Raw genomic sequence first — 26722 nt, forward strand, 5'->3', positions numbered from 1 at the left:
GCATGAGCGCGCCGAGCACCGCCGACCCCCGACAAGAGGCGGCCGCACCGCCCGGCGGGAAGGGCCGCTGGCTCGGCCTCGCGGTCATCAGCCTCGCGGTGTCGCTCATCGTGGTGGACGCCACGATCGTCAGCGTCCTGCTGCCGAGCGTCGTCGACGAGATCGGGCTGCGCGCGACCCAGGCCGAGTGGCTGACCTCGATCTACTCGCTCGTCTTCGCCGCGCTGATGATCACCTTCGGCCGCCTGTCGGACGTCTACGGCCGCCGCCTGATGTTCGTCCTCGGCACGCTGGTCTTCGTCGTCGCGAGCCTCGCCGTGGCGGCCTCGGGCAGCGCGACCGAGCTGATCGGCGCTCGCGCCCTCCAGGGCGTCGGCGCCGCGATGATCATGCCCGCCACGCTGTCCACGGTGAACAGCCTCTTCCACGGCCGTGACCGCGCCATCGCCTTCGGCGTCTGGGGCTCGATGATCGGCGGCATGACCGCCGTCGGCCCCCTGCTCGGCGGCTGGCTGGCCACCTCGCACGGCTGGCAGTGGGCGTTCACCATCAACCTCCCGCTCGGCGCGCTGCTCATCGCCGGAGTGCTCAAGTACGTCCCCGAGACCCGTGACGCGTCCGGGCCCCGCGGCATCGACTGGAAGGGCGGCGTGCTGTCGGCGCTCGGCCTCGGCGCGCTGGTCTTCGGCCTGATCGAGGGCCAGACCTACGGCTGGTGGCAGGCCTCCGGCGAACTGCCCGGGTGGCCGATCTCCCCGGTCCCGCTGGCCCTCGGCGCGGCGGTGCTCCTGCTCGTCACCTTCGTGCTCGTCGAGCGGGCCCGCGCCCGCGCCGGGCGCCCCGTCATGCTCGACCTGCGGCTGTTCCGGATCGCCAACTTCCGGCGCGGCAACGCCGCCGCCTCGCTCATCAGCGTCGGCGAACTCGGCCTGCTGTTCATCCTCCCGCTGTTCCTCCAAGGAGCCCACGGCGACTCTCCCCTTCAGATCTGCGTGGCGATCCTGCCGCTGGCGATCGGCTCGTTCCTGTCCGGCGGCACCGCGGCCCGCCTCGGCCGCCGGGTCGGCGCCGCCAGGGTCGTCCAGTACGGCATGGCGATGGAGTTCGCCGCGGTCCTGGCGATCGGGCTGACGACCCACGCGGGCACCACCGGCTACGGGCTCGCCCCCTGGATGCTGCTCTACGGACTCGGCCTCGGCATGACCTCCGCGCAGCTCACCAACATCTCCCTCGCCGACGTGCCCAGAGGGCAGTCCGGCCAGGCGTCCGGCACCCAGTCCACCTCCCGTCAGGTGGGCAGCGCCCTGGGCATCGCCTGCATCGGCACCGTCTTCGCGACCAGCCTCGGCCACGCCATGCAGGCGCGCACCGGCGACGCCGAGGCCGCCGCCGCGCTCCAGGGCAGCGTCGGCACCGGGATCTCCGCCCTCGACCCCGAGCAGGCGCGCGCCGCCATCGAGAGCCTCGCCACGGCCACCGGCCACGCCGCCCTCGTGACGGCCGGTATCCTCGCCGTCGGACTGATCATGACCCTGCGGCTGCGCGGAAAAGAGCTATGAACCTGTGGATCGCCGGCGCCCGCCCCAGGACGCTGCCCTCCGCCGTCGTGCCCGTGGCCGTCGGCACCGGCCTGGCCATCGGTGAGGGCCACTTCGTGTGGTGGCGGGCGGCGCTGGCGCTGCTCGTCTCCCTCGCCCTCCAGGTCGGCGTGAACTACGCCAACGACTACAGCGACGGCGTCAAGGGCACCGACGCGGACAGGGTCGGCCCGCTGCGGCTGACCGGCTCCGGCGCCAAGCCGGCCGCGCACGTCCTCGCCGCCGCCCTGCTCAGCTTCGCCGTCGGCGGGATCGCCGGGCTCGTCCTGGTGGCCGTCACGTCCTGGTGGCTGCTCCTGGTCGGCGCCGCCGCGATCGCCGCCGCCTGGTTCTACACCGGAGGCTCCCGCCCGTACGGGTACCGCGCCTTGGGCGAGCTGTCCGTCTTCGTCTTCTTCGGCCTCGTCGCCGTCGTCGGGACCGTGTACGTCCAGCTGGAGTACGTGCCCTGGACGGCCTGGGCCGCGGCCATCCCGGTCGGGCTGCTGTCGTGCGCGGTGCTCGTGGTCAACAACGTCCGCGACCTCGACACCGACGCCATGACGGGCAAGCGCACCCTCGCCGTCGTGCTCGGCGACACCATGTCCCGGGTGCTGTTCGCGCTCTGCCTGTCGGTGCCCTACATCTTCGTGATCGGTCTCGGCGCGGCCCGACCGTGGGCGCTCATCGCGCTGCTCTCCGCGCCGCTGACGCTCGCCCCGTCCCGTCGCGTCCTCCAGGGCGCGCAGGGCGCGGAGCTGGTCGAGGTGCTCGGCGAGGCCGGGAAGGTGCAGCTCGTGTTCGGCGTGCTCCTCGCGGTCGGCCTGGCGCTCTGAGGCGCGTTTCGCGGGTCTCCCCCGGCAATTTCCTTACAGAGAAGGGATCACGCGGGGGGAATCCGTAGTCAAATGAGACCATGACCCCCGTCGAACCCCCCCGACCGGAGAATTTCTGGAGCAGCCTCGACGCTCCCGCGCGCGAGGCGCTCCTGCGCGGCGGCCGCGTGCGCTCCTACCCGACCGGGGCGCACCTGCTGCTCCAGGGCGAGCGGCCCGATCAGGTCCTGATCATCCAGAACGGCTGGGCGAAGGTCGCGGTCGGCGACCTGGAGGGCCGCGAGGTCGTGATCGCCGTGCGCGGCCCCGGCGAACTCGTCGGCGAGACCGGGCTGCTGAACGACTCGCCCCGCACCGCGACCCTCACCGCGCTGCACGCGGTCGCGGCCCTGTCGGTGACCCGCGCCAGGTTCGCCGCGTTCCTGAACGACCACCCGCAGGCGTGGCCGCTCATCTACAAGACCGCGAGCCGCAGGCTCGCCCAGTCCGACGGCAGGATCGTCGCGCTGGGCAGCCTCGACGGGGCGGCGCGGCTCGCCCGCCTCCTGCTCACCCTGGCCGAGGAGAGCGGCACCCCGGACGAAGGCGGCGTCCGCCTGCCGCCGCTGTCCCAGGAGGAGCTGGGGAGCTGCGTGGACGCCTCCCGCGAGACCGTCGCCCGCGCGCTGCGCGAATGGCGCCAGAAGGCCCTCATCCGGACCAGGTGGCGCAAGATCGTGCTGCTGGAGCCCGACGGCCTGCGCAGCCTCCTCGAGGAGGCCTGACCCCTCTCGGGGGCCGCCCGGGGGCGGTAGGGGGCGACACGCGCCCGTTTTGTTCTTGGTTGCTCTTGTGCCTCGGGTTACGCTCAGCGGCATGGCCCCACGTGCGTCCGGAGGTACGCGGAACTCCTCGCGTGGCGGGTCCTCCGGGCCTGCCGGCAAAACGACCCCCGCACCACGCCGCCGCACCGCGAAGGCGCCCCACAAGGGCGGGCAGCAGGCGCCCCGCAGAAGGGCGCCCGAGCCCCGGCGCAGCGGTCCGGGGCCGATCAGCAGGCTCTTCCTCGGCTTCTTCCGGATGCTCGCCTCATTCTGGATGCTGGTCGCCAGGGGGGTCGGCTCCATGTTCCGAGCCTACGGAGACGGAGCGCGCGAACTGGAACCCGAACACCGCAGGGACGGGGCGGGCCTCAGCCTGCTCGGCGTCGCCATCGTCTTCGCATCGGTGACCTGGTGGACCCCGCACGGCTGGTTCACCGAGGTCCTGGAAATGCTCACGCGCGGCGGACTCGGCAAGTTCGCGATGGCCCTGCCGCTCCTGCTCGCGTTCCTCGCCTGGAGCACCCTGCGCCACCCGGAGCGGCACGAGGACGCGGGCCGCATCGCCATCGGGTGCAGCGCGCTGTTCCTCGGCGTCGCCGGAGTCGTCCACATCGCCTCGGGCAGCCCCGCCCCTTCGGACATGGAACACGTGCGCAAGGCCGGGGGCGTCCTCGGCTGGCTGGTGTCGGCGCCGCTGGAGACCCTGCTGTCGGCGTGGGTCGCGGTGCCGCTGCTGCTGCTCATCTCCTTCTTCGGCCTCCTCGTCGTCACCAAGACCCCGGTGCACCGCATCCCGGACCGTTTCGACGAGCTGATGCGCCTCACCTTCCTGCGCGACCGCGGCGCCGCGGACCCCGACGGTCCCGGCGCGGACAAGGACGGCAAGAAGGGCAAGAGCGAAGGGGGCGGCCGCCGGAGGCGCAAGAAGGACCGGGAGCAGGAGGGCGAGTTCGAGGTCGGGCAGCACACCCGGCCCTACGACACCCCGGTCGTCGAGCCGGAGAAGCCGGCGAAGCCGGGCAAGCGCCCGCCGCTGTCGGACGAGATCTTCGGCGACGACGAGGCCCCGGAACCGCCGCTCGCCGACGCCTTTCCCGACGCCGCGACGGCCGAGGCCCCGGCCGTCCCCGACCCGACCCCGGCCCCCGCGCAGACCGAGCAGCTCAAGATCGGCCCGTCCGGCGACGGCTACCAGCTGCCCGAGCCCGGCCTGCTGAAGGCGGGCTCGGCGATCAAGCCGCGCACCAAGGCCAACGACATCGTCGTGAACGCCCTCACCGGGGTGCTCGAGCAGTTCGACGTGGACGCCCAGGTCACCGGCTTCACCCGCGGCCCGACGATCACCCGCTACGAGATCGAGCTCGGCCCGGCCGTCAAGGTCGAGAAGGTCATCGCGCTCACCAAGAACATCTCTTACGCGGTCAAGAGCCAGGACGTCCGGATCATCTCCCCGATCCCCGGCAAGTCGGCCATCGGCGTGGAGATCCCCAACACCGACAAGGACCTCGTGTCCCTCGGCGACGTGCTGCGCTCCCAGGTCGCCGCCGCCGACCAGCACTCGATGCTGGTGGGCCTCGGCAAGGACGTCGAGGGCCGCACGGTCGTCGCCAACCTCGCCAAGATGCCGCACATCCTCATCGCGGGCGCGACCGGCGCGGGCAAGTCGACCTGCATCAACGGCCTGATCACCTCGATCCTCATGCGGGCCACGCCCGACGAGGTCCGGTTGATCCTCGTCGACCCCAAACGGGTGGAACTCTCGGCGTACGCGGGAATCCCCCACCTGATCACCCCGATCATCACCAACCCGAAGAGGGCCGCCGAGGCGCTCGGCTGGGTCGTCGGCGAGATGGACCGGCGCTACGACGACCTCGCGGCCTCCGGCTTCCGGCACATCGACGACTTCAACAAGGTGGTCCGCGCGGGAAGGCTCTCCGCGCCCCCCGGCAGCGAACGCGTCTACACGCCGTACCCGTACCTCCTCGTCATCGTCGACGAGCTGGCCGACCTCATGATGGTCGCCCCCCGTGACGTGGAGGACCACGTCGTGCGGATCACCCAGCTCGCCCGTGCCGCGGGCATCCACCTGGTGCTGGCCACCCAGCGGCCGTCCGTCGACGTCGTCACCGGCCTGATCAAGGCCAACGTGCCGTCGCGGCTGGCGTTCGCCACGTCCTCACTCGCCGACTCCCGGGTCATCCTCGACCAGCCGGGCGCCGAGAAGCTCGTCGGGCAGGGTGACGCCCTGTTCCTGCCCATGGGCGCGTCAAAGCCGATGCGGCTCCAGAACGCCTACGTTTCCGAGAAGGAGATCGCGGGCATCGTCGCTCACTGCAAGGCCCAGATGGAGGCCGAGTACGCCACCGACGTACAGGCCGAAGCGGGACCCCGCAAGGAGATCGACGAGGAGATCGGCGATGACCTTCAGTTGCTCGTGCAGGCGATCGAACTCGTCGTGTCGACGCAGTTCGGCTCGACCTCGATGCTCCAGCGCAAGCTCCGCGTCGGCTTCGCCAAGGCGGGCCGGCTCATGGACCTGATGGAGAGCCGGGGCATCGTCGGACCGTCCGAGGGCTCGAAGGCGCGTGACGTGCTCGTCAAGCCCGATGGACTCGCCGAAGTGCTGGCCTTGCTCAATTCGTGACTCGGAAACGGGGCCGATCCTTACGGAACGGCTTAGATCACGGTCCTAGACTGATCATGACAGCGTTCGCGGTGGAGGTTCTTTCATGAGCATCGGTGAAGTCCTGAGTCAGGCACGGCGTGATTCGGGCCTCACCGTCATGCACGTCGCCGAACGGACCAGGATCCGGGAGACCGTGATCCGCGGCATCGAGCAGGACGACTACTCGATGTGCGGGGGCAACTTCTACGCCCGCGGCCACATCCGCAGCATCGCCCGGGTGCTCGGCGTGGACGCCGACCCGCTGATCCGCGAGTACGACGACACCCATGGCGGCGCGCCCGGCGTGCAGGTGAGCGCGGCGGCGGCGTTCGAGCCCGAGACGCCCCTGAAGTTCAAGGAGCGGCGCCAGACCAACTGGAGCGCCGCGATGGCCGCGGTGCTCGCCCTGGTGGCGGTCTGGGGCATCGTGCAGTTCTTCAGCGGTGGCCAGGGCGAGAAGGTCACCCCCGTCGTCGCCAAGGACACCGTGACGGCCACGGCCGCGCCCGCCGCCGAGCAGACCCCCGGCCCCGACGCGGTGGCCGCCGTGCCGCCGGTCAAGAAGGGCCATGTGCTCGTCCAGATCCGCGCGACCGCCCAGTCCTGGGTGCGCGTCGAGCCGGTCGAGGGCGACAAGCTGTTCATGGGGACCCTCGCCAAGGGCAAGACCGGGAGCTGGACGGGCAAGAAGATCGGGATCACGCTCGGCAACGCCGGGGGAGTCGTCCTGACCGTCAACGGCAAGGACCTGGGCGTGCCCGGCAAGGACGGCCAGGTCGTCCGGTTGTTCTTCGACGGGGACAAGCTCGGCGCCTCCTGAGTCACGGGCGGGGTGCGGGGCCCACTACCTTTAGAGGCATGCCCGAGCCCCGTACCGTCTCGCTGGTCACCCTCGGTTGTGCCCGCAACGAGACAGACTCCGAAGAACTCGCCGCCCGCCTCGAGGCGTCCGGCTGGAAGCTCCAGGAGGGGTCCGAGAGCGCCGACGTCGTCCTGGTGAACACCTGCGGGTTCATCGACGCGGCCAAGAAGGACTCGATCGACACCCTGCTCGCCGCGCACGACACCGGCGCCAAGGTCGTGGCGGCCGGGTGCATGGCCGAGCGGTACGGCGCGGAGCTGGCCGACGCGCTGCCCGAGGCCAACGCGGTGATCGGCTTCGACGACTACGCCTCGATCGGCGAGCGCCTCGACGACGTCGTCGCGGGCCGCTCGTTGACCGCGCACAAGCCACGCGACCGCCGCACCCTGCTGCCGATCACCCCGGTGGCCCGATCCGCCGCGCACGCGCACGTGCCGGGGCACGGCGAGCAGGCCGTCGAACTGCCCGAAGGGCTGGCGCCCGCCTCCGGCCCGCGGGTGCTGCGCAAGCGCCTGGGCGGCGGCCCGGTCGCCCCGCTGAAGCTCGCGTCCGGCTGCGACCGCCGGTGCACCTTCTGCGCCATTCCCGCCTTCCGCGGCTCGTACGTCTCGCGGAAGCCCGCGGAGATCCTCGCCGAGGCCGAGTGGCTCGCCTCCCACGACGTCCGCGAGATCGTCCTGGTGAGCGAGAACTCCACCTCCTACGGCAAGGACCTGGGCGACCTGCGGTCGCTGGAGAAGCTGCTGCCCCAGCTGACCCAGGTGATGGACATCGTCCGCGTCAGCTACCTCCAGCCCGCCGAACTGCGGCCCGGCCTCCTCGAAGTCATCGCGGGCACCCCCGGCGTCGTGCCCTACTTCGACCTGTCCTTCCAGCACGCGTCCGGCCCGGTCCTGCGCCGGATGCGCCGCTTCGGCGACCCGGCCAGGTTCCTCGACCTGCTCGCCCAGATCCGCGCGCTGGCCCCCGAGGCCGGCGTCCGGTCGAACTTCATCGTCGGGTTCCCCGGCGAGACCGAGGCCGAGTTCGCGGAGCTGACCGGCTTCCTGGAGGCCGCGCGCCTCGACGCGATCGGTGTCTTCGGCTACTCCGACGAGGACGGCACCGAGGCCGCGAACCTGGACGGCAAGCTCGACTCCGAGGAGATCGACGCGCGCCTCGCCGAGGCGAGCGCGCTCGCCGAGGAGCTGACCTCCCAGCGCGCCGAGGAGCGGATCGGCACCGAGATCGCGGTCCTGGTCGAGCGGGAGATCGAGCCGGGCGTCTGGGAGGGCCGCGGATTCCACCAGGCCCCCGAGGTCGACGGCGCCACCACCGTGCGCGGCGCGGGCCTGGCCGTCGGCGACCTCGTCACCGCGGTGATCACCGACGCGGAGGGCGTCGACCTGTACGGCGACGCCGTCCCGGGCGCAGAGGGTCCGCGTCCGTGACCTCACCGCAGGACCGGCGGGTGAGCACGCTGAACCCCGCCAACGTGCTGACGGTGCTGCGCATCGCGCTCGTCCCCCCGTTCTTCGCCATCCTCGTGCTCACCGAGGGGACCGCCTGGCGGCTCACCGCGCTCGCCCTGTTCGTCTTCGCGGCGTTCACCGACTACGCCGACGGCAGGATCGCGCGCAGCCGCAAGGAGATCACCACCTTCGGCAAGATCGTCGACCCGATCGCCGACAAGCTGCTCACCGGCGCCGCCCTCGTCGGGCTGTCCATGAACGACGAGCTGACCTGGTGGGCGACCTGGATCATCCTCGCCCGCGAGGTCCCGGTCACCGTCCACCGGCTGTTCCTGCTGCGCGACGACGTCGTCGTGGCGGCGGAGAAGCTCGGCAAGTACAAGGCGGCGATCCAGATGCTGGCGATCGTCGTCTACCTGCTGCCGGTGCGGCTCGACCCGCTCAACGGGATCCTCATGACGATCGCCGTGGTCATGACCGTCGTCTCGGGGCTGGAGTACCTCAACGCAAGGCGGCGCGCGGCACTAGGGTGAAGCACGTGCGCGTGGAACTGCTGACCGTCGGGGACGAACTGCTCATCGGCGACATCGTCAACGGGAACGCCGCGTGGATGGGCGAGGAGCTCACCCGCGCGGGGGTCCAGGTGGTCCGCTCGACCGTGGTCGGCGACACCCTCGAGGCGATCGGGGAGGCCGTCGCGGCGGCGCTCGACCGGGCCGACGGCCTGATCGTCACCGGTGGGCTCGGGCCCACCTACGACGACCTCACGCGCGACGCGCTCGCCCTGCTGGCCGGGGTGAAGCTGATCCGCGATCCCGAGACCGAGGCGGCCATCCGCGAGCGCAGCACCCGGTACGGGGTGCGGCTGCGCGCCTCAGCCCTGCGCATGGCGGACCTCCCCGAGGGCTCGGTGAAGCTGCCCAACCCCGCGGGGACCGCGCCCGGCATCCGGATGGAGCTGGCGGGCAAACCGGTCTACGCGCTGCCCGGGGTGCCGTTCGAGATGCGCGCGATCATGACCGAGACCGTCCTGCCGGAACTGCGCGGCCCGTCCGCCCCCGCCGTGCTGACCCTGCGCACCGCGGGCGTCTGGGAGACGGTGCTGGCCGGTCGGCTCGCCCCCGTGGAGCGGATGGACGGGGTGGCGCTCGCCTACCTGCCCGATCCCGCCCGGGTCGACGTGCGGATCACCGCGGAGTCGGCGGAGACGTTGCGGCGCGCGGTGGACAAGGCGCGCGGGCTGCTCGGGCAGGCCGTCTACGCCGAAGGGCGGGTCACGACCCTCGGCGCCGCGGTGCTCGACCTGCTGCGTGAGCGGGACGAGACCGTCGCGGTCGCCGAGAGCCTCACCGGCGGCCTCCTGGGCGCCGAGCTGACCACCCCGGCAGGGTCCTCCGCGGTCTTCCGCGGCGGCGTGACGGCCTATGCCACCCCGCTGAAGGCCGCGCTCCTGGGCGTCCCGGAAGACCTCCTCGCCGAGCGCGGCGCGGTCGACCCGGACGTCGCGATCGCGATGGCCGAAGGCGCGCGGGAGAGGCTCGGAGCGACCCGGGGCCTTGCCGTCACGGGCGTCGCGGGGCCCGACCCGCAGGATGGAAAACCGGTCGGAACGGTACATATCGGTGTGTGCGGTCCGGAGGGTTCCCGATCCTTCACACCGACCCTTACTTTGCCTTCGGATGGGTCACGAGCCCGTTCCTTGGTCCGCGAGATGACGGTGGTTCACGCACTCGACCTGCTTCGACACGAAGTCTTGAGGGTTGCGATGATCCGGGAATGGGAACAGGATCAGGAAGATCTGGAAGGTTTGAGCTGAATAAGGCGTTACGTTCGCAGCGAACACGATTTCCCGGCTCTGCCAAGCTCAGGTCGGAGACGGGTACGGTGGAACAGTCAGATGGTCCGCACGATGGGGAGGGAGCGAGCGATGGTCCTGCTTCGCCAGCTGCTGGGTGACGTTCTGCGGCAGCTCCGGCTGCGCCAGGGTCGCACCCTCCGCGAGGTGTCCGCCGCGGCCCGGGTGTCGTTGGGATATCTCTCTGAGGTGGAGCGCGGTCAGAAGGAAGCCTCTTCTGAGCTGCTCGCGGCGATCTGCAAGGCGCTGGGTGTGCCGTTGTCTCATGTCCTACGAGAAGTGTCCGATCTACTTGCGCTCGCCGAACTGCAGGCGGAGCCGGTCATGGCCGGTGCTCCGCAGCGGGAGCGCATCTCCGAGACCATCCCGGCCTCACCGGTACCCGATTCGCCCGAAGCGATCGCCGGAGACGCCTTCCGGGGGGACATGGTCGCGGCCTGACGCGACTGAGCATCGCGCGGCCGCGTGCCGCGCCCGACTGCTGGATCATCAGCGCCCTCGGCGCTGGGACGACGGTGGGCCCCGCGGGCATACGAGGGGGCCCACCGGTGTTGTAGAGATCAAATGAAGTCTCTGCACCACGGGAGGATCCAGATGGCCGTCGTGAGCAGTCCGCTGTCCGAAGCAGTCCAGCGTGCTGCCGGCCAGGCCCTGCAAGGGGCGCTGGTCGACCTCATCGACCTGTCTCTGACCGCCAAGCAAGCCCACTGGAACGTCACGGGACGCACCTTCAAGACCGTCCACGAGCATCTCGACGAGGTCGTCGCCACCGTGCGTGAGGCGTCCGACTCCGTCGCCGAGCGCGCCATGATGATCGGGGTCCACCCCGACGGGCGCGTGCGGACCGTCGCCGACGGCACGGTCCTCGCCGAACTCCCGCCCGGCGCCGTCCCCGAGGACAAGGCGGTCTCCTCGATCACCGAGGCCCTCGCCGTCGTGATCGCGCGCTTCCGCGACCGGATCGCCGCGACCGAGGACGAGCCGGTCACCCAGGATCTGCTCATCGGCATCACCGCGGAGTTGGAGAAGCACCACTGGATGTTCGCCGTCCAGCGTTAGCCATCCCGATAGCCCCGCACCGGAGGTTGCGCAGCACCTCCGACAGGGCCGCGCCCCGTCTCCCGACGGGGCGCGGCTTTTTCGTCCCCAGGGGGCCGCTCAGGGCCGCACGATGCCGCGGAGTACCCCGGCGCACCTGAGGGCGTACAAGCGCTGGAGGGGCGGGATGAGCGGCTGGAACGGGCGCAGCAGCGGGAGGGCGGCCCGGCTGAACGCCGTCACCGTGAGCGTGACGGTGTCGTCGTCGTGGTGCTCGACGACGAAGGACTCCTCGCCGCACTCGGGATGACCGGGCAGCGTGCCGTAGGCCCACCCGGTGCGGCGCGCGTCCTCGACCGTCCAGACGATCCGGCAGGGCGCCTTGACGAACCCCGCGAGCGTCACCGTCACGGCGACGCCCTCGGCGGCGCGGGGGGCCTCGGCGGCGACCCCGACCGGGATGCGCCGGTGCATGGCGAAGGTCATCAGGGCCTCCCCGGCGGTCCGGTGGGCCTGCGCGCCGCGTCCGATCTTCCGTCTGACATACAGGTGGGAGTAGCCGGAAGGCGGCCGCTCCGCTCGGGTGGCGCCGACCTCGGCGTAGGTGAAGGTCATGAGGGGTCCTTTCGGGTGAGGCGCCAGCCGAGCACGCCGCAGAGGCCGAAGCCGAGCGCGTTGGCGACGCCGTGGGTGGCCGTCATCCAGCCGAGTCCCGGGTGGGGGATCCCGGACGCCTCGCCCAGCGCGTACCAGAGGGCGAGCAGCATGGTCGGGACCAGGACGGCCCCCGCAAGACGGGCCGCGGCCCTGCCCGTCCGCCAGCAGAGCAGCCCTGTGAGCCACATGCCCGCGGTGAGCACGACGGCTCCGGCGAACTCCGCCCACTGCCCGGCGAAGTATCCGGCGAGAACGGCGAGCGTCCCCACCGGGACCGTGACGGCGGCCCAGCGGCCCGCCCGCCCGGACTCGGGACGGCAGGCGAGGCCCGCGACGAGGGCCGCGGCGAACCCGGCGAAGTGGAAGTGCGCGACCGTGAGCGCCAGCAGCTCCGGGGAGTAGCCGAGCAGAGGGTGTCCGGCCCGTTCCGCGACCAGGGCGAGCGCGGCGACCGAGGGTGAGGCCAGCGCGGTGGCGAAGGCCGCCTGCCGAGGGTCGCGCAGCGCGCGGGGGAGCCGCCGGACGGCTTCGGCCAGGAGCACGGCCGCGGCCAGCGCGTACAGAACGGCGAGGAAGGCCGCGGGCTTGCCTACGGGCAGGAACAGGCTGACCGCGCCGGGGACCGCCCCGGCGCACCAGAGCGGCCTCAGCGACCCGGCGCCGGCCAGCCCGAGGCCGAGCGGGACGACGGCGAGCATCCCGAGGCAGACCAGCAGGTCCACGAGCAAGCCCATGGCGTCCGCCCTTCGTTGAACGTGTTCAAGAGATGTGCGGCTTTACCGTATCCGGATGTTTGAACGCGTTCAACGGCGGGGTGAGCAAAACCCCCGCCAGCGTGCTGACGGGGGCTGTGAAGACCGAAGGCGGCCACTATCCGTGGCGGGCCCCGGGTGACGCACGTGGCCCGCGTGACGGAGGTGGCTCAGGAGAAGGTCGGGCTGTTCCAGGCCGCGGGGTCGGACGTGAGCCGCTGGACCATCTCGGGGAGCCGGCCCGAGGCGATGTGCTCCAGCGTCACCTCCTCCAGAATGGCCCGCTCGCTGGCGCGCAGCGCGATCCACACTTCCTGGAGCCCGCGGGCGGCGCCGCTGTAGCCGACGTCCTCGGGCCGCTCGCCGCGCACGCCGAGCAGCGGGCCGTCGATGGCGCGGATGATGTCGGCGAGCGCGATCTGAGAGGCGGGTTTGGCCAGCCAGTAGCCGCCATCCGGACCGCGCTGGCTCCGAATGATGCCGGAGCGGCGCAATTGCCCCAGAATGTTCTCAAGGAACTTGGGCGGGATGGCCTGGGTCTCGGCGAGCTGGACGGCCGTCACCGGGTGCCCCCCCGTCGAGGACTCGGCCGCGGCGGCCAGCTCTGAGGCGGCGCGCAGCGCGTAATCAACCCTGGCAGACAGTCGCATGTGACCAAGTATCCCCTGTGACAGGGACAGGTTTCACCACCACCCCGGTAGAGCAGCCTTGAAAGACCGATTTGAGCGGAGAACTAGATCCGGTCATCGCACCGCGCACGAACCGTGATCGGGTCGAGATCATTTCCGTGTTCCGGCTGCGGGAGGCTTGATCGTCGGCGCTGGAGGGCCGCGGCGCTGGCGGGCCCGCGCCCCGCGTCGGTAAACTAGTAACAAACTTTACTGATGTGATCGGCGCGGACCGTGGATGACGAGGTGGGCCTGATGGCTAGACGGCCGGGTACCCCCCGCCTGCTGCGCGAACTCAACGACCGGGCCGCGCTGGAGCTCCTCATCGGGGAAGGGCCGCTGACCCGCGCCCAGATCGGCGACCGCACCGGTCTGTCGAAGGTCACCGCCTCCCAGCTCCTCGGCAGGCTCGAGGAACGCGGCCTCGTCGAGGTCGTCGGCGAGCAGGCAGGAGGGCGGGGGCCCAACGCCGCGCTCTACGCGGTGGTGCCCTCCGCGGCGTTCGTCGCGGGCATCGAAGTCGGGCCTGATGCGGTCATCGCGGGCATCGCCGACATCACCGGAGCGGAACGGTCCCGCGCCACGGTCGCCCTCGACGACGGCGCCGACCCCGTCCAGAGCGTGCACGCCGCCGTCGCGAAGGCCTGCCGCACGGCGAAGGTGCCCGTGACGGGCCTGCGCGCCTTCGTCATAGGGACCCCCGGCGTCGTCGATCCCCGGACCGGAGACGTCCGCTTCGCCTTCGACCTGCCCGCGTGGCACGAAGGCGTCCTCGACGCCCTGCGGCGCGACCTCGGCCGTCCCGTCATCATCGAGAACGACGTCAACCTCGTCGCGGTCGCCGAACGCGAGCACGGCGCGGCCAGAGGCGTCGCGGACTTCGCGCTGGTGTGGATCGACCGCGGCCTCGGGCTCGCGGTGATGATGGGGGACCGGCTCCACCGGGGCGTCTCCGGCGGCGCGGGCGAGATCGGCTACCTGCCCGTGCCGGGCGCGGCCCTGCCGGAGGGCGTCACCGAGTCCGTCACCTATGGTCAGCCGGCCCTCGCCGGCGGCTTCGGTTCGCTCGTCGGCGCCGACGCCGTCGCCGCCCTCGCCGCCGAGCACGGCCTCACCGGAAAGTCCGCGCTGGAGGCGGTCGCCGACGCCGCCGCCCTCGACGAGGGCCCCGCCGCCGCCTTCCTCGACGCCCTGGCCACCCGCCTGGCCTTGGGCGTGGCCGCCGTCAACATAGTCCTGGACCTCGGCCTCGTCGTCGTCACCGGCGCCCTGGGCGCCGCGGGCGGCACCCCCCTGTCCCGCCGCATCGAACAGGCCGCCGCCCGTATCTCCCCCACCCGCCCACGCGTGGTCCCCGGCCGCATCACTCGCACCCCCGTCCTCCAGGGAGCCCTCCACACCGCCGTGACCCACGCCAGGGAAGAAGTCTTCTCCACCACCACCGACTGATTCCTCCCACGACCACCTGGGCCGCCGGCGCTCTCGGCGGTGCCGGTGCTCGGGTCCGCCGGAGACGGCGAAGGCCGTCCGCGGAGGGCGGACGGCCTTCTGAGATCGGGCTGATCAGGCGTTCTGGGGCACCGGCCGGTCGGCGGAGGCGGGCGCGGAGGCCGCGGCCTCCGTCCGGCGCGGGTCGGTCTGGGCGCGGTCGCGGACGGTCCGGGAGATGGTGCGGAGCCTGCGGCGCCGGGCCTCGGCCCAGCGAGCGGTCGGTGTCATGCCGCCTCCCCGTTTCTTCGGCCGGACGGGATACCGCCCGGAGATCTTCTACCCCTACCAGTTCACAGTGACAGAATCCCGCGTCCGTCTCATCAACCGGGAGAACGATTCCGCCGTCCCTCCGGCGGATGATCCGCCCTGCCACCTGAAGAGGAAAACACTCCCTCCCCAACGCAGATTCCCAGCCACTGCCCCCAAAGTCGACCGATTTTCCACCCCCGCCCCACCCACCCCATCGCGCCGGTACCCGCCCCTCAGCGCGCTGAGGGGCAGCGGCACAACGGGCGAGTGGGGGATACCCGGTGGGGGGAGCGGGCGGGGGTCAGCGGCGCAGGCGGTAGCCGCGGGGGGTGGGGACGAAGCCTTCGGCTTCCAGGACGTCGGCCAGGGGGGACTCCTGGACGGCGGTTCCGTCGGCGCGTTCGACGGTGAGGGAGCCCAGGGAGCCGGTGCGGATCTCGGTGGCCAGGGCGGCCACGGCGGTGGGGAGGGCAGCGGGGTTCCAGGTGAGCAGGGTGCGGCCGCCGCGCTCGGCGTAGAGGGTGAGCGCGCCGTCCACGATGACCACGAGGGCGCCGGCTTTACGGCCGGGGCGGTGACCGCCCGGGGGCTCGGGCCAGGGCAGGGCCGCGCCGTACGGGTTGGCGGGGTCGGCCGCGGCGAGCACGTCGGCGCGCGGGCCCCCGGACGGGGAATCGGACGCGGCGGCGCGGAGCGAGCGGAGCCTGTCGACCGCGCCCGGCAGCGCGAACTGGGCGGCGCCGAGCCCCTCCACGAAGTACCCGCGCCGGCACCGGGCGGACTCCTCGAACGCGCGCAGCACCGGATAGACCGCGGCGAACCCTCCCGGGGTGTGCTCGGCCGCCACGGCGCCCCGCAGGACGACCCCGTAGCGGTCCAGGAGCGTCTCGGCGAGGGCGTGTGCCCGACGGGTCGGATCCGGCGCGGAGGCGGGGGGCAGCCACCACCGGCCCGCCGCGGTCGGCGGACCCGTGCGGCTGGGCAGCACCGGCCTGCCCCGGCGCGCGGTCGGCGCCCGGTGCGCGGGACGGCCGCCGCCGAGCGCCGCGCGCAGCGGCGCGAGGGTGTCGTTGGTGAGGCGCCCGGCCCAGACGAGATCCCACAGCACCTGGACGAGTTCGCGGTCGTCGATCCGCGCGCTCGCCGCGGGCTCCGGGGCCTCGGGACCGGAGCGCCCCGGTGGTCGGCCGGGCGTGTTGAGGCGGTCGGAGAGCGTGCGGAAGAAGGGCGCGGATCCGTCGCCGAGCAGGTCGAGCACCGCTTCGTGGGCGGGGGTGAGGGTCATCTCCAGCGGCGGGGGCAGCAGCAGGGGGGCGGTGTCGGCGAGGTAGAGGGAGATCCAGCCGTCGCCGCCGGGCAGGGAGCCCCGGCCGGTCCACAGCACCTCGCCCGACGAGGTCAGCTCGTCCAGCAGTGCCGGGCCGTATCCGCGGACGCGGGACGGCAGGATCAGGGTCTCCAGCGCCGAGGCGGGCACCGCGGAGCCTTGGAGGCGTTCGATCGCGCCGACGAGGGTGTCGAGCCCGGAGTGCCGCGCGCCGACGCCCTGCCAGCGCGGCAGGAACCGGGCCAGTGCCTCCGGCGGCGACGGCTCGACCTCCGCGCGCAGCCGGGCGAGCGACCTGCGGCGCAGCATCCGCAGCACCTCGGCGTCCACCCACTCGGTACCCGAGACGTCCGGCGTGAACTCGCCCTCGACGAGCTGCGGCAGCCTGCGCAGCGTCTCGGCGACGACCGCGGAGCCGAGCCCGTACCGCACCGCCGCCGACGCCGCCGTGAACGGCACGTGCGTGCGGGCGTGCCGCAGCAGCAGCCCGCCGAGCGGATCGTCCGACGGCTCGAGGAACGCCTCGGGAATCCCCACCGGCAACGGAGTCCCCAGGGCGTCCCGGAGCCTCCCGGCGTCCTCGACCGCCGCCCACCGTTCCTCCCCGCCGACCCGCACCCGAATGACCCGCCGCTCGCCCTCCAGCTCCGCGAGCCACGCACCCGCGAGCCGCCGGGCCTCGACGAGCCGCGCCAGGTCCTCCCCGCTCCCGTCGCCGGCCCTCCCCGGTACGTCAGGGGAAGGCCCGGCGTCCTCCGGCCGGACACCTTGAGGGGGGCCGCTCCCCCCGATGCCTTCTCCGCCTCCGGCCGCTTCGACGGCGGGCCCGGGTCCGCCTTGCTCGTCGGATTCGCCCTGCGGCGTGTCCTGTGGGTCGGTGGGGAGGCGGATGCGGCGGGCGGCCTCTTCGGTGGTGAGGGGGCCCACGGCGCGGAGGAGGTCGGTGAGGGTGTCGGTGTCGCGGGCGCGGCGGGAAGGGGTGCGGCGCTGGAGTTCGGCGGCGGCCTCGGCGAGGACCTCGGGGTCGAGGAGCTCGCGGAGGTCGGCCTGGCCGAGGAGGTCGGCGAGGAGGGAGGAGTCCAGGGAGAGGGCCTGGGCCTTGCGCTCGGCGAGGGGGGAGTCGCCTTCGTACATGAACGCGGCGATGTAGCGGAAGAGCAGGGACTGGGCGTAGGGGGAGGCCGTGGGGGTCTCCACCTCGGTGACGCGGACGCGCCGCGCGGCGACGTCCTTCATCAGCGCGACCAGGCCCGGCACGTCGAAGACGTCCTGGAGGCACTCGCGCACGGTCTCCAGGATGATCGGGAAGGTCTCGTACTTGGCCGCGACGGCCAGCAGCTGCGCCGCGCGCTGGCGCTGCTGCCACAGCGGCATCCGCCGGTCGGGGCGGTGCCGCGGCAGCAGCAGAGAGCGGGCCGCGCACTCGCGGAACCGGGCCGCGAACAGCGCCGACGACCCCAGCTCGGCGACCACGATCCGCTCGATCTCGGCGGGGTCGAACACGCACAGCTCGGCCGAGGGCGGCTCGTCGGTGTCGGGCACCCGCAGCACGATGCCGTCGTCGGCGTGCATCGCCTGGGCGTCGCCGCCGTAGCGTTCGCGCAGGCGGGCGGCGATGGCCAGCGCCCAGGGCCCGTGCACCAGCGCGCCGTAAGGCGAGTGCACGACGAGACGCCAGTCGCCCAGCTCGTCCCGGAACCTCTCGACGACCAGGGTGCGATCGTCGGGGACCCGGCCCGTGGCCTCCTTCTGCTCGGCCAGATAGGACACGAGGTTGTCGGCCGCCCAAGGATCGAGCCCCGCTTCGGCGGCGCGTTCCAGGGCCCGTTCCGGTGGCAGCGCCGCCAGCTCCCGGGTGAACCCGCCCAGCGCCCGGCCGAGCTCCGCAGGACGGCCCGGGGAGTCGCCGTGCCAGAACGGCAGCTTGCCCGGACGGCCGGGGGCCGGTGAGACCAGCACCCGGTCGGGCGTGATGTCCTCGATCCGCCACGAGCTGGCGCCGAGCACGAACACGTCGCCGACGCGCGACTCGTACACCATCTCCTCGTCCAGCTCGCCCACCCGCGAGGACTTCTCGCCGACGAGGAACACCCCGAACAGCCCCCGGTCCGGGATGGTGCCGCCGCTCACCACCGCGAGGCGCTGCGCGCCGCGGCGGCCCCGCAGGACGCCCGCCACCCGGTCCCACACCAGGCGGGGGCGCAGCTCGCCGAACTCCTCGCTCGGGTAGCGGCCCGCGAGCATGTCCAGGGTCGCCTCGTACACGCTGCGGGTGAGCCCGGCGAAGGGCGCCGCGCGCTTGACGACGGCCTCCAGCTCGTCGACGTCCCATTCGTCCATCGCGACCATGGCGACGATCTGCTGGGCGAGGACGTCCAGGGGGTTGCGCGGGTACCGCAGGGCCTCGATCGCGCCCGCGCGCATCCGCTCGGCGACCACGGCGGTCTGCACCAGATCGCCCCGGTACTTGGGGAAGATGACGCCGCGGGAGACCGCCCCTACCTGGTGCCCGGCCCTGCCGACGCGCTGGAGCCCGCCGGCCACCGAAGGCGGCGACTCCACCTGGACGACGAGGTCGACCGCGCCCATGTCGATGCCCAGCTCCAGGCTGGAGGTGGCCACCACCGCAGGCAGCCTTCCGCCCTTGAGGGCGTCTTCGATGGCGGCCCGCTCCTCCTTCGACACCGACCCGTGGTGCGCCCGCGCGACCTCCACCGCGCCGTTGTGCGCGACCCGCCTGACCAGGGTGTCGAGCCGCCGGGTCTGCTCGGGGTCGGCCGGGCCGCCGCCGAGCTCCACGCCCGCGAAATCGACCCTGCGCAGGCCCTCCGGGCCGCCCGTTTCGTCGGCCACCCACCGGCCGTCGTCTTCTGGCCCTTCGTCTTCACCCGAGGCCTCCGAGGAGTCTTCGACGCACTCAGGCCGAGGCCGCTTCCGTTCGTCGGACGGGCCCGTCTCTTCTTCGGGGCCGTTCGCGGCGTCGAACGGGAGCGTCCAGAGGTCCTCCAGATCGGCGGGGGAGGGGCGGCCCTTGGTGGATCCGGCCTGGGCCATCATCGCGGCGGGGGAGTGGTCCTCCTCCAGCGGGCCGTACAGATGCTCGGTGGCGAGCTCGTTCAAGCGCGCGCACAGGCGCTCGGCGAGGCGGCGGCTGTTGGCGAAGACGATCGTTGAGCGGTGGGCCGCGATGAGATCGAGGACCTCCTGCTCCACATGCGGCCAGATCGAGCGCTGCCGCGGGTCCTCCCCGGACTGCGGCACCTCGCCCATGTCCTCGACGGGGACGACGACGCGCAGATCGAAGGTCTTCTCACTCGGCGGCTGCACCACGGTCGCGGGGCGGGCGCCGCCGAGGAAGGCCGCGACCTCACTCGGCGGCCGTACCGTCGCCGAAAGGCCGATCCGCTGGGCGGGGTGCGGCAGCAGCGCGTCAAGGCGCTCCAGGGAGAGCGCGAGATGGGCGCCGCGCTTGGTGGCGGCGACCGCGTGCACCTCATCGATGATCACCGTCTCGACACCCCGCAGCGTCTCGCGCGCCCGCGAGGTGAGCATGAGGAACAGCGACTCCGGTGTGGTGATCAGGATGTCGGGCGGGCGGGTGAGCAGGCGGCGCCGCTCGTCGGTGGGCGTGTCGCCGGAGCGGATCGCGGCTTTGACGTCGGGCTCCGGCAGGCCCAGGCGGCGCGCGGCGTGCCGGATGCCGGTGAGCGGGGCCCGGAGGTTGCGTTCGACGTCGACCGCGAGGGCCTTCAGCGGCGAGACATAGAGCACCCGGCAGCGGGCCTTGGGATCCTCCGGCGGCGGCGCGGCCGCCAGCTTGTCCAGCGACCACAGGAACGCCGCGAGGGTCTTGCCGGAGCCGGTGGGCGCGACGACGAGGGTGTTCTCCCCGCGCGAGATCGCCCGCCAGGCCCCTTCCTGGGCGGCGGTCGGCCCGCTGAAGGCCCCGGCGAACCACTCCCGCGTGGCCGCCGAGAACCCCGTGCCCGATCCCCCCCGGGCCTCCCCCTGCTCGGTCATGCCCCCATCCTGCCCCGGCCCGCCGACAAAAACGCCGATGGGCCGGTCAGGGCCTCAGCGCACGCCGGTCAGGAAGCGGATCACGCTGTTGGATCCGTAGTCATCGCCTGCGGTGGCGTAGAGCCGGCCCGAGGGGGTGGGGCTCAGGTGGTCGACCCGGGTGACGCCCTTCGGCAGAGCCACCTTGGTCAGTTCACCGTCCCTGAACCGGAGCAGTCGTTCGGGGTCGTCGATGTCGACTGCCCAGAAGCCGCCCTTCCCATCGGGTGTGACCCTTCCTGCGTAGTACTTCCAGACATGTCCGACAATGCTCCACTTCTTGCCGTTCCAGCGCAGGACCCTGGTGGACGGCGTCGGCCCGGTGTAATTGACGAGGAGAAGCACGTTCTTGGGCCCGTTCACGACGAGTTCCGTCGGCTCGCCCACCGGGCACTCGGAGCGGGGCAGGCCGGGCCAGAGCCGCAGGCACTCCGCGGTGGCGATCCGCAGGAGCGAAAGCGGCGGCTGCTGGCGCCGCCACCGGTCGCCGACCCGCCGGTAGACATCGTTCTCGTCCTTGTCGACCTTCCCGCCCAGCGCCCATGAGTACGGCTTGCCGGACTGCGCGACGGTGCCGAGGCTGAGTCCCTTGACCGTCTTGCCGGTCCAGGCGCCCTTGCGATAGGTGAGAATGCGCGCGCCGTTCTTGCCGTACACCGAGGTCTGCGCGGCGCCTCCGCCGAGCGCGACGACATCCGACGCCCCGTGCTCGCCGAACGTCCGGACGGTCGACCAGCGGGTGCCGTCCCAGTGGATGATCGCGTTGACGGTGTCCGCTCTGTCCCATTCCTTGCCGACGGTCGCCCAGACGTCGTCGGGCGCCGCCGAATCGGCGAACTCGATCCAGCCGCCCGGCAGAGGCAGCGGCACCGTGCGCCACTTCGTGCCGTTCCAGTGGCGCGCGACGGTCTTGGCGCCCCCGGCCCCGTCGGTGACCGACAGGAAGGCCCACAGGCTCCGGTTCCCCGTGGCGTGCAGGTGCTGGACCCATTCGATGGACGGGTCCTTCAGGATCGTCGTCCACTTGGGGGCGGCCTCGGCGGCCCCGGCGGGCAGCACGAGCAGGGTCGCGGCGGTGAGCGCGAGCGCGGCGCGGATTCTCATCGGGTGAGCCTCCAGACGTAGGAGGTGTAGCCGTCGCCCTCACGGTCTCCGGAGACGAAGACGGTGCCGGAAGGGCTGACCGACAGGCTGCCGAGGTAGATGTCCTTCGCCGGGGACGCGTACTCGACGACCCGGCCCTTGCCCGTGACATGGACGACGTGGTTACCGGTGGCGTCGGAGACGACCGACCAGAGGCCGCCCGTCCCGTCGTCCACGGCGTGGCCGACGACGCCCTTGTAGGTGCCGGTCAGCTTGCTCCAGCTCCGGCCGTTCCAGCGCACCACGCGCCAGCGTTCGGTGGGCCATTCCTCGGTGGTGGTGACGGCGAGGACGCGGCGGGAGGACTGGGCGAGCGTCTGCGTCGGGATCAGCGTGCCGGAGCAGGAGAAGGACTTGTTCGGCCGCTCCTTCAGGCAGGGCGCGGGATCGATCTTCAGCGGCGCGCCGATCGAGCCGGCCTTCCAGCGGCCGCCGTCGAACCGGTAGACCTTCGGGTTCCCCCAGCCGCCGATGGCCCACAGATCGCCGGGCGAGACGCCGGAGGCGCCGTACACCTCCCGGTCGGCGCGGCTCTCCCGCCAGGTCCCGCCGTCGTAGAGCCAAAGCCGCTGCCCGAAGAAGCCTGCGGCCTTGCCGGACTTGAAGGGCAGGACGGGTCCGGCCGCGTAGGAGGAGTACTTCGGCAGCACCTTGGAGATCTTCCAGGTCTTGCCGTTCCAGTGCAGGAACGTCGCATAGCCGTAGGAATCGACGCCGCTGTTGAGGCTCACCCAGACGTCGCGGGGCGAAGAGGCCGCAGGGCGCTCCACCGCGCCCTTCGCCTTCTTGGGCAGCGCGGACTTGCGCCAGGTCTTCCCGTCCCAGTGCCAGGCCAGGGGGGTGATGTACCCGCCGTCCGGATACCTGCCGGAGAACCGCCAGAGGTCCTTGTCCCCCGCGGCCAGCAGCGTGGACGAGGACGAGCCCGTGTGCAGCTTCGTCCACCGGTAGCCGGAGGCCTGCTCGATGGCCCGCTCCGGCTCGCCGCCGCTCCCGGCCGCCTGCGCCACCGAGCCCGCGCTCGCCGTCCCCACGAGGAGCACTCCGGCGAGACCCGCCGCCGCAGCCCGGCGGACCCGCCCGCCCCGACTCTGTCTTCCCACCCGGCAGCTCCCGGACTCGATCGCCAAATGCCGACGGATCATGCCATGCGCAACCTCCAGGCGATAGACATTCCACGAACTTTCCGACTCTTCGGTCGGGCATGGACGCCCAGGGCTATACCGGGAAGTCTGAATCGTCCAGGTCGGGGTCGTCGTTGGGGAAGGGCTCGGCGTTGAGGGCCTCCCGGACGATCCCGTAGGCGAGCCCGGGGGAGTAGCCCTTGCGGGCGAGCATGGAGACGAGGCGGCGGGTGCGTTTGGCGGGGTCGAGGCCCGCGGTGGAGGGGAGCTTGCGGGCCACCAGGGCGCGGGCGGCGGTTTCCAGGTCCTCGGGCTGGAGGTCGGCGACGGCCTCCTTCACCAGCTCCTCGTCCACGCCCTTGCGGCGCAGTTCGGCGGACAGGGCGCGCGGTGCCAGGCCCTTGCCCGCGTGACGGGAGCGGACCCACGCCTGGGCGAACGCCTCGTCGTCGATGAGGCCGACCTCGGTGAACCTGCCCAGGACGCGCTCGGCGACCTCGGCGGGAATCGCCTTGCGCGCCAGCGCCTCGGCCAGCTGCGCCCGTGTCTTCGGCGCCAGCGTCAACTGCCGCAGGCAGATCTCCCGCGCCGCCGCCTCCGGATTCTTCGGCGGCTCCACCTCGCCGTCCCCCGCCCCGAACCTCCTGCGATAAGCCACAAGACCACCTCCCTTTCCTCATCCCACGACTTCACAACACAAAGCCCCACACCACGGCCCCACGCCGCGCGACCTCACCCCTCCCGACCCGGCACCCACCACACGGGGTCCCGCAACACAGCGGCGCCCAAGGCACTTCATCACGCGAAGTCCCGCCACGAGAAACCCCGCAGGCACAGTGCCCTGCAGCACAGGTCCCGGCGAAGCGGTGCCCTGCAGCGGAGAGCCCGGCAACACAAGCCTTCGGGCGCAGAGCCTGAGATGCGGTGCCCTGCAGCGGTGCCCTGCGACGCAGTGCCCGGCAACGCGGTGCCCATCGACGGAGGGCCCGGCAACGCAGGCCCGGGGGCGCAGGCCCCTGACACGCAGGGCCCCGAGATGCAGGGCCCCGACACGCAAGCCCCGAGATGCAGGGCCCGGGAGCGCAGGGCCCGGGGGTGCAGGGCCTCGAGACGTGGAGCCCCGGGTGTAGAGGTTCGAGCGCGGAGCGTGTGAGCGCGGAGCTTTGAGGCACGGAGGCACGCAACGCAGAGGCTCGTGGGCGCGGAGCCTTGTGGCGTGGTGGCCGCTTGCGCAGAGCGCTGCGAGTGGCGCGGGCCCCATGGGACATGGGTCCGTGCGCGTGGTCTCGGCTCGGGCTCCCTCGGGGTGCGGTGCCTGGGCCGGTGGCTGCCTGCCGGGTGGGGCCGGCGTGCGCGGGTCCGGGAAGGGCCGCGGACGGCGGCCTGTTCGTGGGCACGGTCCTCGAGGGCGGCGCGGGCCTCTCCGTCACGGTGCGGGTGGCGCGAAGGGTCGGCCAGGTGCGGTTCTCGAGGCTGCGCGGGGTTCTCCGAAGTGTCGTGGGCGGTTCGGCGGTGGCCGTCGTCGGGTCTCGCTCCCGGTGGCGGCTTTGGTGCCGGGCCGAAAGGAGGCACGTTCGCGGGCGGGGCCCGGTGGTGCCATCGGGCGCGTGTCCCGGTCGGCGGCCCGTGTCCTTCGCCCTTCGTCCGCCGCCGGTGACGCCCCTCGTGGGCCTCGTCGCCGTCGGGTTCCCGGCGAGGAGCCGTCGGGCGGCCCTCCGGGTGCTGGGGGCCGCCCCCGGAAGGGGCGGCCCTGACACGACGGAGGCGTCCCGACGGGATCAGTCGCCGGGCTTGGGGGCCGAGGCGGTGCGGGTGCGGCGGGCGGCCGGGGCGGCGGGGGCCTCGGCCGGCGCCGGGACGGCCGGGGCGGCGGCGCCTTCGGCGGCGGCCGGGGCGTCGACCCGCGGACCCACGCCGAGCTTCTCCTTGATCTTCTTCTCGATCTCGTCGGAGGTCTCGGGGTGGGCCTTGAGGTAGTTGCGGGCGTTCTCCTTGCCCTGGCCGAGCTGATCGCCCTCGTAGGTGTACCAGGCGCCGGACTTGCGGACGAAGCCGTGCTCGACGCCGAGGTCGATGAGGCCGCCCTCGCGGCTGATGCCGTGGCCGTACAGCAGGTCGAAGTCGGCGACCTTGAACGGCGGGGCCACCTTGTTCTTGACGACCTTCACGCGCACCCGGTTGCCGACGGCCTCGGTGCCGTCCTTGAGGGTCTCGATGCGGCGCACGTCGAGCCGGACCGAGGCGTAGAACTTCAGCGCCCGGCCGCCGGAGGTGGTCTCCGGGGAGCCGAACATGACGCCGACCTTCTCGCGCAGCTGGTTGATGAAGATCGCGGTGGTCTTCGTCTGGTTGATGGCGCCGGTGAGCTTGCGCAGCGCCTGCGACATCAGCCGGGCCTGGAGGCCGACGTGGCTGTCGCCCATGTCGCCCTCGATCTCGGCGCGGGGCACCAGGGCGGCGACGGAGTCGATGACGACCAGCTCGACCGCGCCGGAGCGGATCAGCATGTCGACGATCTCCAGCGCCTGCTCGCCGGTGTCGGGCTGGGAGACCAGCAGGGACTTGGTGTCCACACCGAGCTTCTCGGCGTAGTCGGGGTCCAGGGCGTGCTCGGCGTCGACGAAGGCGGCGATGCCGCCGGCCCTCTGCACGCTGGCGACGGCGTGCAGGGCGACGGTGGTCTTACCGGAGGACTCCGGCCCGTAGATCTCCACGACGCGGCCGCGCGGCAGGCCGCCGATGCCCAGCGCGATGTCCAGCGAGATCGACCCGGTGGGGATGATCTCCATGGGGGCGCGCACCTCGTCGCCGAGACGCATGATCGAGCCCTTGCCGAACTGCCGTTCGATCTGGGCGAGCGCTGTCTCCAGCGCCTTTTCGCGGTCGTTGCCTACTGCCATCGTGTGCCCCTGTCGGGTCGGTTGCTTCTTCGTCATGTCAGGACCGACGCTACGAGAGCCCACTGACAGAATCGGGGACCCCGTGCGCCGCAACTGTACCGAACATAAATTCGATCAGCGCGCATAGCCTGTGGATAACTCCGGGAAACCCGCGGGGCGGCCGGTCCTGGCGAGCCGTTAGCGGCTAATCCGGCTGCGCGCGGGGCGCGTCGCGACGTACGCTGGCGGCGCAGCAGACGATCACTCATGGGGCCCACAATGACCCTGACCATCCTCTTCTGCGCCGATCCGCTCCGGCCGCGGCGCGTTGACGAGCACTTCCACCACGAAGCCGAGACCCTCCGTGCCTCCGGCGGCGCTCCGGTGCTCCTCGATCTGGAGGCGCTGCGCCGCGGCGAGGTCACCGAGGCGGTCCGCAGGGTGCCGCGCGGCATCGGGGCGCTGTGGTACCGCGGCTGGATGCTGACCGCGGCCGAGTACCACGCGCTGGCCAAGGCGCTGGCTGCGCGCGGCGCGCCGCTGATGACCCCTCCCGACGGCTACCAGCGCGCGCACGAGCTGCCCGGCTGGTACGCCACGTTCGCGGGGCTGACCCCGGCGAGCGTGTGGCTTCCGCTCCTGCCGCGCGAGACGCCCGCGCGGGCCCCGCTCGCCGCGGCGGCCGGACGGCTGCCGCAGGGACCCCTGGTGGTCAAGGACTACGTGAAGTCGCGCAAGCACGAGTGGGCCGAGGCGTGCTTCGTGCCCGACTCCGCCGACACCGACGCGCTGGTCCGCGTCGTGCACCGGATGGTGGAGCTCCAGGACGACTCCCTGAGCGGCGGTGTCGTCCTGCGCGCCTACGAGGACTACGCGACGGGCGAAGCGCGGGTGTGGTGGGTGGACGGCGACCCGGTGCTGGTCGGGCCGCATCCCGACAGCCCCGGCGCCGACGCCTTCCCCGACCTCGACCTGGTGCGGCCCGCCGTGCGCGCGCTGGGCTGCCGGTTCGTCACGACCGACCTCGCGCGCCGGGCCGACGGCGTCTGGCGGGTCGTGGAGGTCGGCGACGGCCAGGTGAGCGGCCTGCACCGGGGCGCCGATGTGGGCGATCTGTACTTCCACCTGCCCGATCCCGGGTGAATCACGCGAAATCCGACACCCGCCCGAGTGGGGCAGGCGTGACCTTCCTCGGGAAACCGAATGTTCGCCCATCGCGTCCTAACACCGAACATACGGAAGCCCCTAGACTTCCCCAGCACCGCATTTTCATGGAGGGACCCCCC

The 26722-nt window shown here is 72.4% G+C and carries 21 protein-coding genes; 12 read left to right on the forward strand and 9 right to left on the reverse strand.

Annotation, left to right across the window (positions count from 1 at the left end):
* Positions 1-2: 2 nt before the first annotated feature.
* The 10 genes from EDD29_RS05290 to EDD29_RS05335 all read left to right on the forward strand — a co-directional run bounded on the left by EDD29_RS05290 (position 3) and on the right by EDD29_RS05335 (position 11108).
* On the forward strand, positions 3-1559 hold the full coding sequence (locus EDD29_RS05290) for an MFS transporter (RefSeq protein WP_123670287.1): 1557 nt from the start codon (positions 3-5) through the stop codon (positions 1557-1559).
* Positions 1556-2413 carry a 1,4-dihydroxy-2-naphthoate polyprenyltransferase gene (locus EDD29_RS05295; protein ID WP_123662836.1) on the forward strand — a complete coding sequence of 286 codons (858 nt, stop codon included), beginning with the start codon at positions 1556-1558 and terminating at the stop codon, positions 2411-2413. The genes EDD29_RS05290 and EDD29_RS05295 overlap by 4 nt, the downstream gene beginning before the upstream one ends.
* Before the next feature lie 80 nt (positions 2414-2493).
* The gene (locus EDD29_RS05300; protein WP_123662838.1) at positions 2494-3177 is read left to right on the forward strand and encodes a Crp/Fnr family transcriptional regulator; all 684 of its coding nucleotides are present in this window, start codon (positions 2494-2496) and stop codon (positions 3175-3177) included.
* A 91-nt stretch (positions 3178-3268) separates the two neighbouring features.
* On the forward strand, positions 3269-5860 hold the full coding sequence (locus EDD29_RS05305; RefSeq protein ID WP_123662841.1) for a DNA translocase FtsK: 2592 nt from the start codon (positions 3269-3271) through the stop codon (positions 5858-5860).
* Between the two features lie 85 nt (positions 5861-5945).
* Positions 5946-6701 (forward strand): helix-turn-helix domain-containing protein, encoded by a 756-nt coding sequence (locus EDD29_RS05310; protein WP_123662843.1) that lies wholly within the window; start codon positions 5946-5948, stop codon positions 6699-6701.
* A gap of 38 nt (positions 6702-6739) precedes the next feature.
* Positions 6740-8173 (forward strand): 30S ribosomal protein S12 methylthiotransferase RimO, encoded by a 1434-nt coding sequence (gene rimO / locus EDD29_RS05315; protein ID WP_123662845.1) that lies wholly within the window; start codon positions 6740-6742, stop codon positions 8171-8173.
* Positions 8174-8193: 20 nt separating this feature from the next.
* Complete coding sequence (gene pgsA, locus EDD29_RS05320; protein ID WP_246052526.1) at positions 8194-8727, forward strand: CDP-diacylglycerol--glycerol-3-phosphate 3-phosphatidyltransferase; 534 nt, start codon at positions 8194-8196, stop codon at positions 8725-8727.
* A 5-nt stretch (positions 8728-8732) separates the two neighbouring features.
* Positions 8733-10010, forward strand: a complete 1278-nt coding sequence (locus EDD29_RS05325) for a CinA family nicotinamide mononucleotide deamidase-related protein (protein WP_123670288.1) — start codon at positions 8733-8735, stop codon at positions 10008-10010.
* Between the two features lie 111 nt (positions 10011-10121).
* On the forward strand, positions 10122-10490 hold the full coding sequence (locus EDD29_RS05330; protein ID WP_106398681.1) for a helix-turn-helix domain-containing protein: 369 nt from the start codon (positions 10122-10124) through the stop codon (positions 10488-10490).
* 123 nt (positions 10491-10613) lie between these two features.
* Positions 10614-11108, forward strand: coding sequence for a Dps family protein (locus EDD29_RS05335; RefSeq protein WP_246052527.1), 495 nt, complete (start codon positions 10614-10616; stop codon positions 11106-11108).
* 99 nt (positions 11109-11207) lie between these two features.
* Here the strand turns inward: EDD29_RS05335 and EDD29_RS05340 are convergent, their stop codons facing one another.
* From EDD29_RS05340 to EDD29_RS05350, 3 genes are all read right to left on the reverse strand, one after another.
* Positions 11208-11702 (reverse strand): DUF1990 domain-containing protein, encoded by a 495-nt coding sequence (locus tag EDD29_RS05340; protein ID WP_123662851.1) that lies wholly within the window; start codon positions 11700-11702, stop codon positions 11208-11210.
* Entirely contained in the window at positions 11699-12478 is a 780-nt protein-coding gene (locus tag EDD29_RS05345; protein ID WP_123662853.1) for a YndJ family protein, read from the reverse strand. Before EDD29_RS05345 ends, EDD29_RS05340 begins: the two co-directional genes overlap by 4 nt.
* Positions 12479-12666: 188 nt before the next feature.
* Positions 12667-13146, reverse strand: a complete 480-nt coding sequence (locus EDD29_RS05350; RefSeq protein ID WP_123662855.1) for an RrF2 family transcriptional regulator — start codon at positions 13144-13146, stop codon at positions 12667-12669.
* A gap of 273 nt (positions 13147-13419) precedes the next feature.
* Here EDD29_RS05350 and EDD29_RS05355 point away from each other — a divergent pair, with 273 nt between their 5' ends.
* Positions 13420-14613 carry an ROK family transcriptional regulator gene (locus tag EDD29_RS05355; RefSeq protein ID WP_123670289.1) on the forward strand — a complete coding sequence of 398 codons (1194 nt, stop codon included), beginning with the start codon at positions 13420-13422 and terminating at the stop codon, positions 14611-14613.
* A 114-nt stretch (positions 14614-14727) separates the two neighbouring features.
* Here the strand turns inward: EDD29_RS05355 and EDD29_RS45260 are convergent, their stop codons facing one another.
* From EDD29_RS45260 to recA, 6 genes are all read right to left on the reverse strand, one after another.
* Positions 14728-14883, reverse strand: a complete 156-nt coding sequence (locus EDD29_RS45260) for a hypothetical protein (protein ID WP_170201300.1) — start codon at positions 14881-14883, stop codon at positions 14728-14730.
* Between the two features lie 322 nt (positions 14884-15205).
* On the reverse strand, positions 15206-20251 hold the full coding sequence (locus EDD29_RS05360; RefSeq protein ID WP_123662857.1) for an Lhr family helicase: 5046 nt from the start codon (positions 20249-20251) through the stop codon (positions 15206-15208).
* Positions 20252-20305: 54 nt separating this feature from the next.
* The gene (locus EDD29_RS05365; protein ID WP_123662859.1) at positions 20306-21394 is read right to left on the reverse strand and encodes a hypothetical protein; all 1089 of its coding nucleotides are present in this window, start codon (positions 21392-21394) and stop codon (positions 20306-20308) included.
* Complete coding sequence (locus tag EDD29_RS05370; protein ID WP_148085878.1) at positions 21391-22536, reverse strand: hypothetical protein; 1146 nt, start codon at positions 22534-22536, stop codon at positions 21391-21393. Before EDD29_RS05370 ends, EDD29_RS05365 begins: the two co-directional genes overlap by 4 nt.
* Before the next feature lie 115 nt (positions 22537-22651).
* Positions 22652-23215 (reverse strand): regulatory protein RecX, encoded by a 564-nt coding sequence (locus EDD29_RS05375; RefSeq protein ID WP_123662863.1) that lies wholly within the window; start codon positions 23213-23215, stop codon positions 22652-22654.
* A gap of 1120 nt (positions 23216-24335) precedes the next feature.
* On the reverse strand, positions 24336-25457 hold the full coding sequence (recA, locus tag EDD29_RS05380; RefSeq protein WP_123662865.1) for a recombinase RecA: 1122 nt from the start codon (positions 25455-25457) through the stop codon (positions 24336-24338).
* Positions 25458-25715: 258 nt separating this feature from the next.
* On the opposite strand from recA, the gene EDD29_RS05385 reads away from it, so the two are divergent.
* The gene (locus EDD29_RS05385; protein ID WP_123662866.1) at positions 25716-26579 is read left to right on the forward strand and encodes an ATP-grasp domain-containing protein; all 864 of its coding nucleotides are present in this window, start codon (positions 25716-25718) and stop codon (positions 26577-26579) included.
* The last annotated feature ends 143 nt before the right edge of the window (positions 26580-26722 follow it).

The sequence above is a fragment of the Actinocorallia herbida genome (assembly GCF_003751225.1).
Taxonomy (GTDB): Bacteria; Actinomycetota; Actinomycetes; order Streptosporangiales; family Streptosporangiaceae; genus Actinocorallia; species Actinocorallia herbida.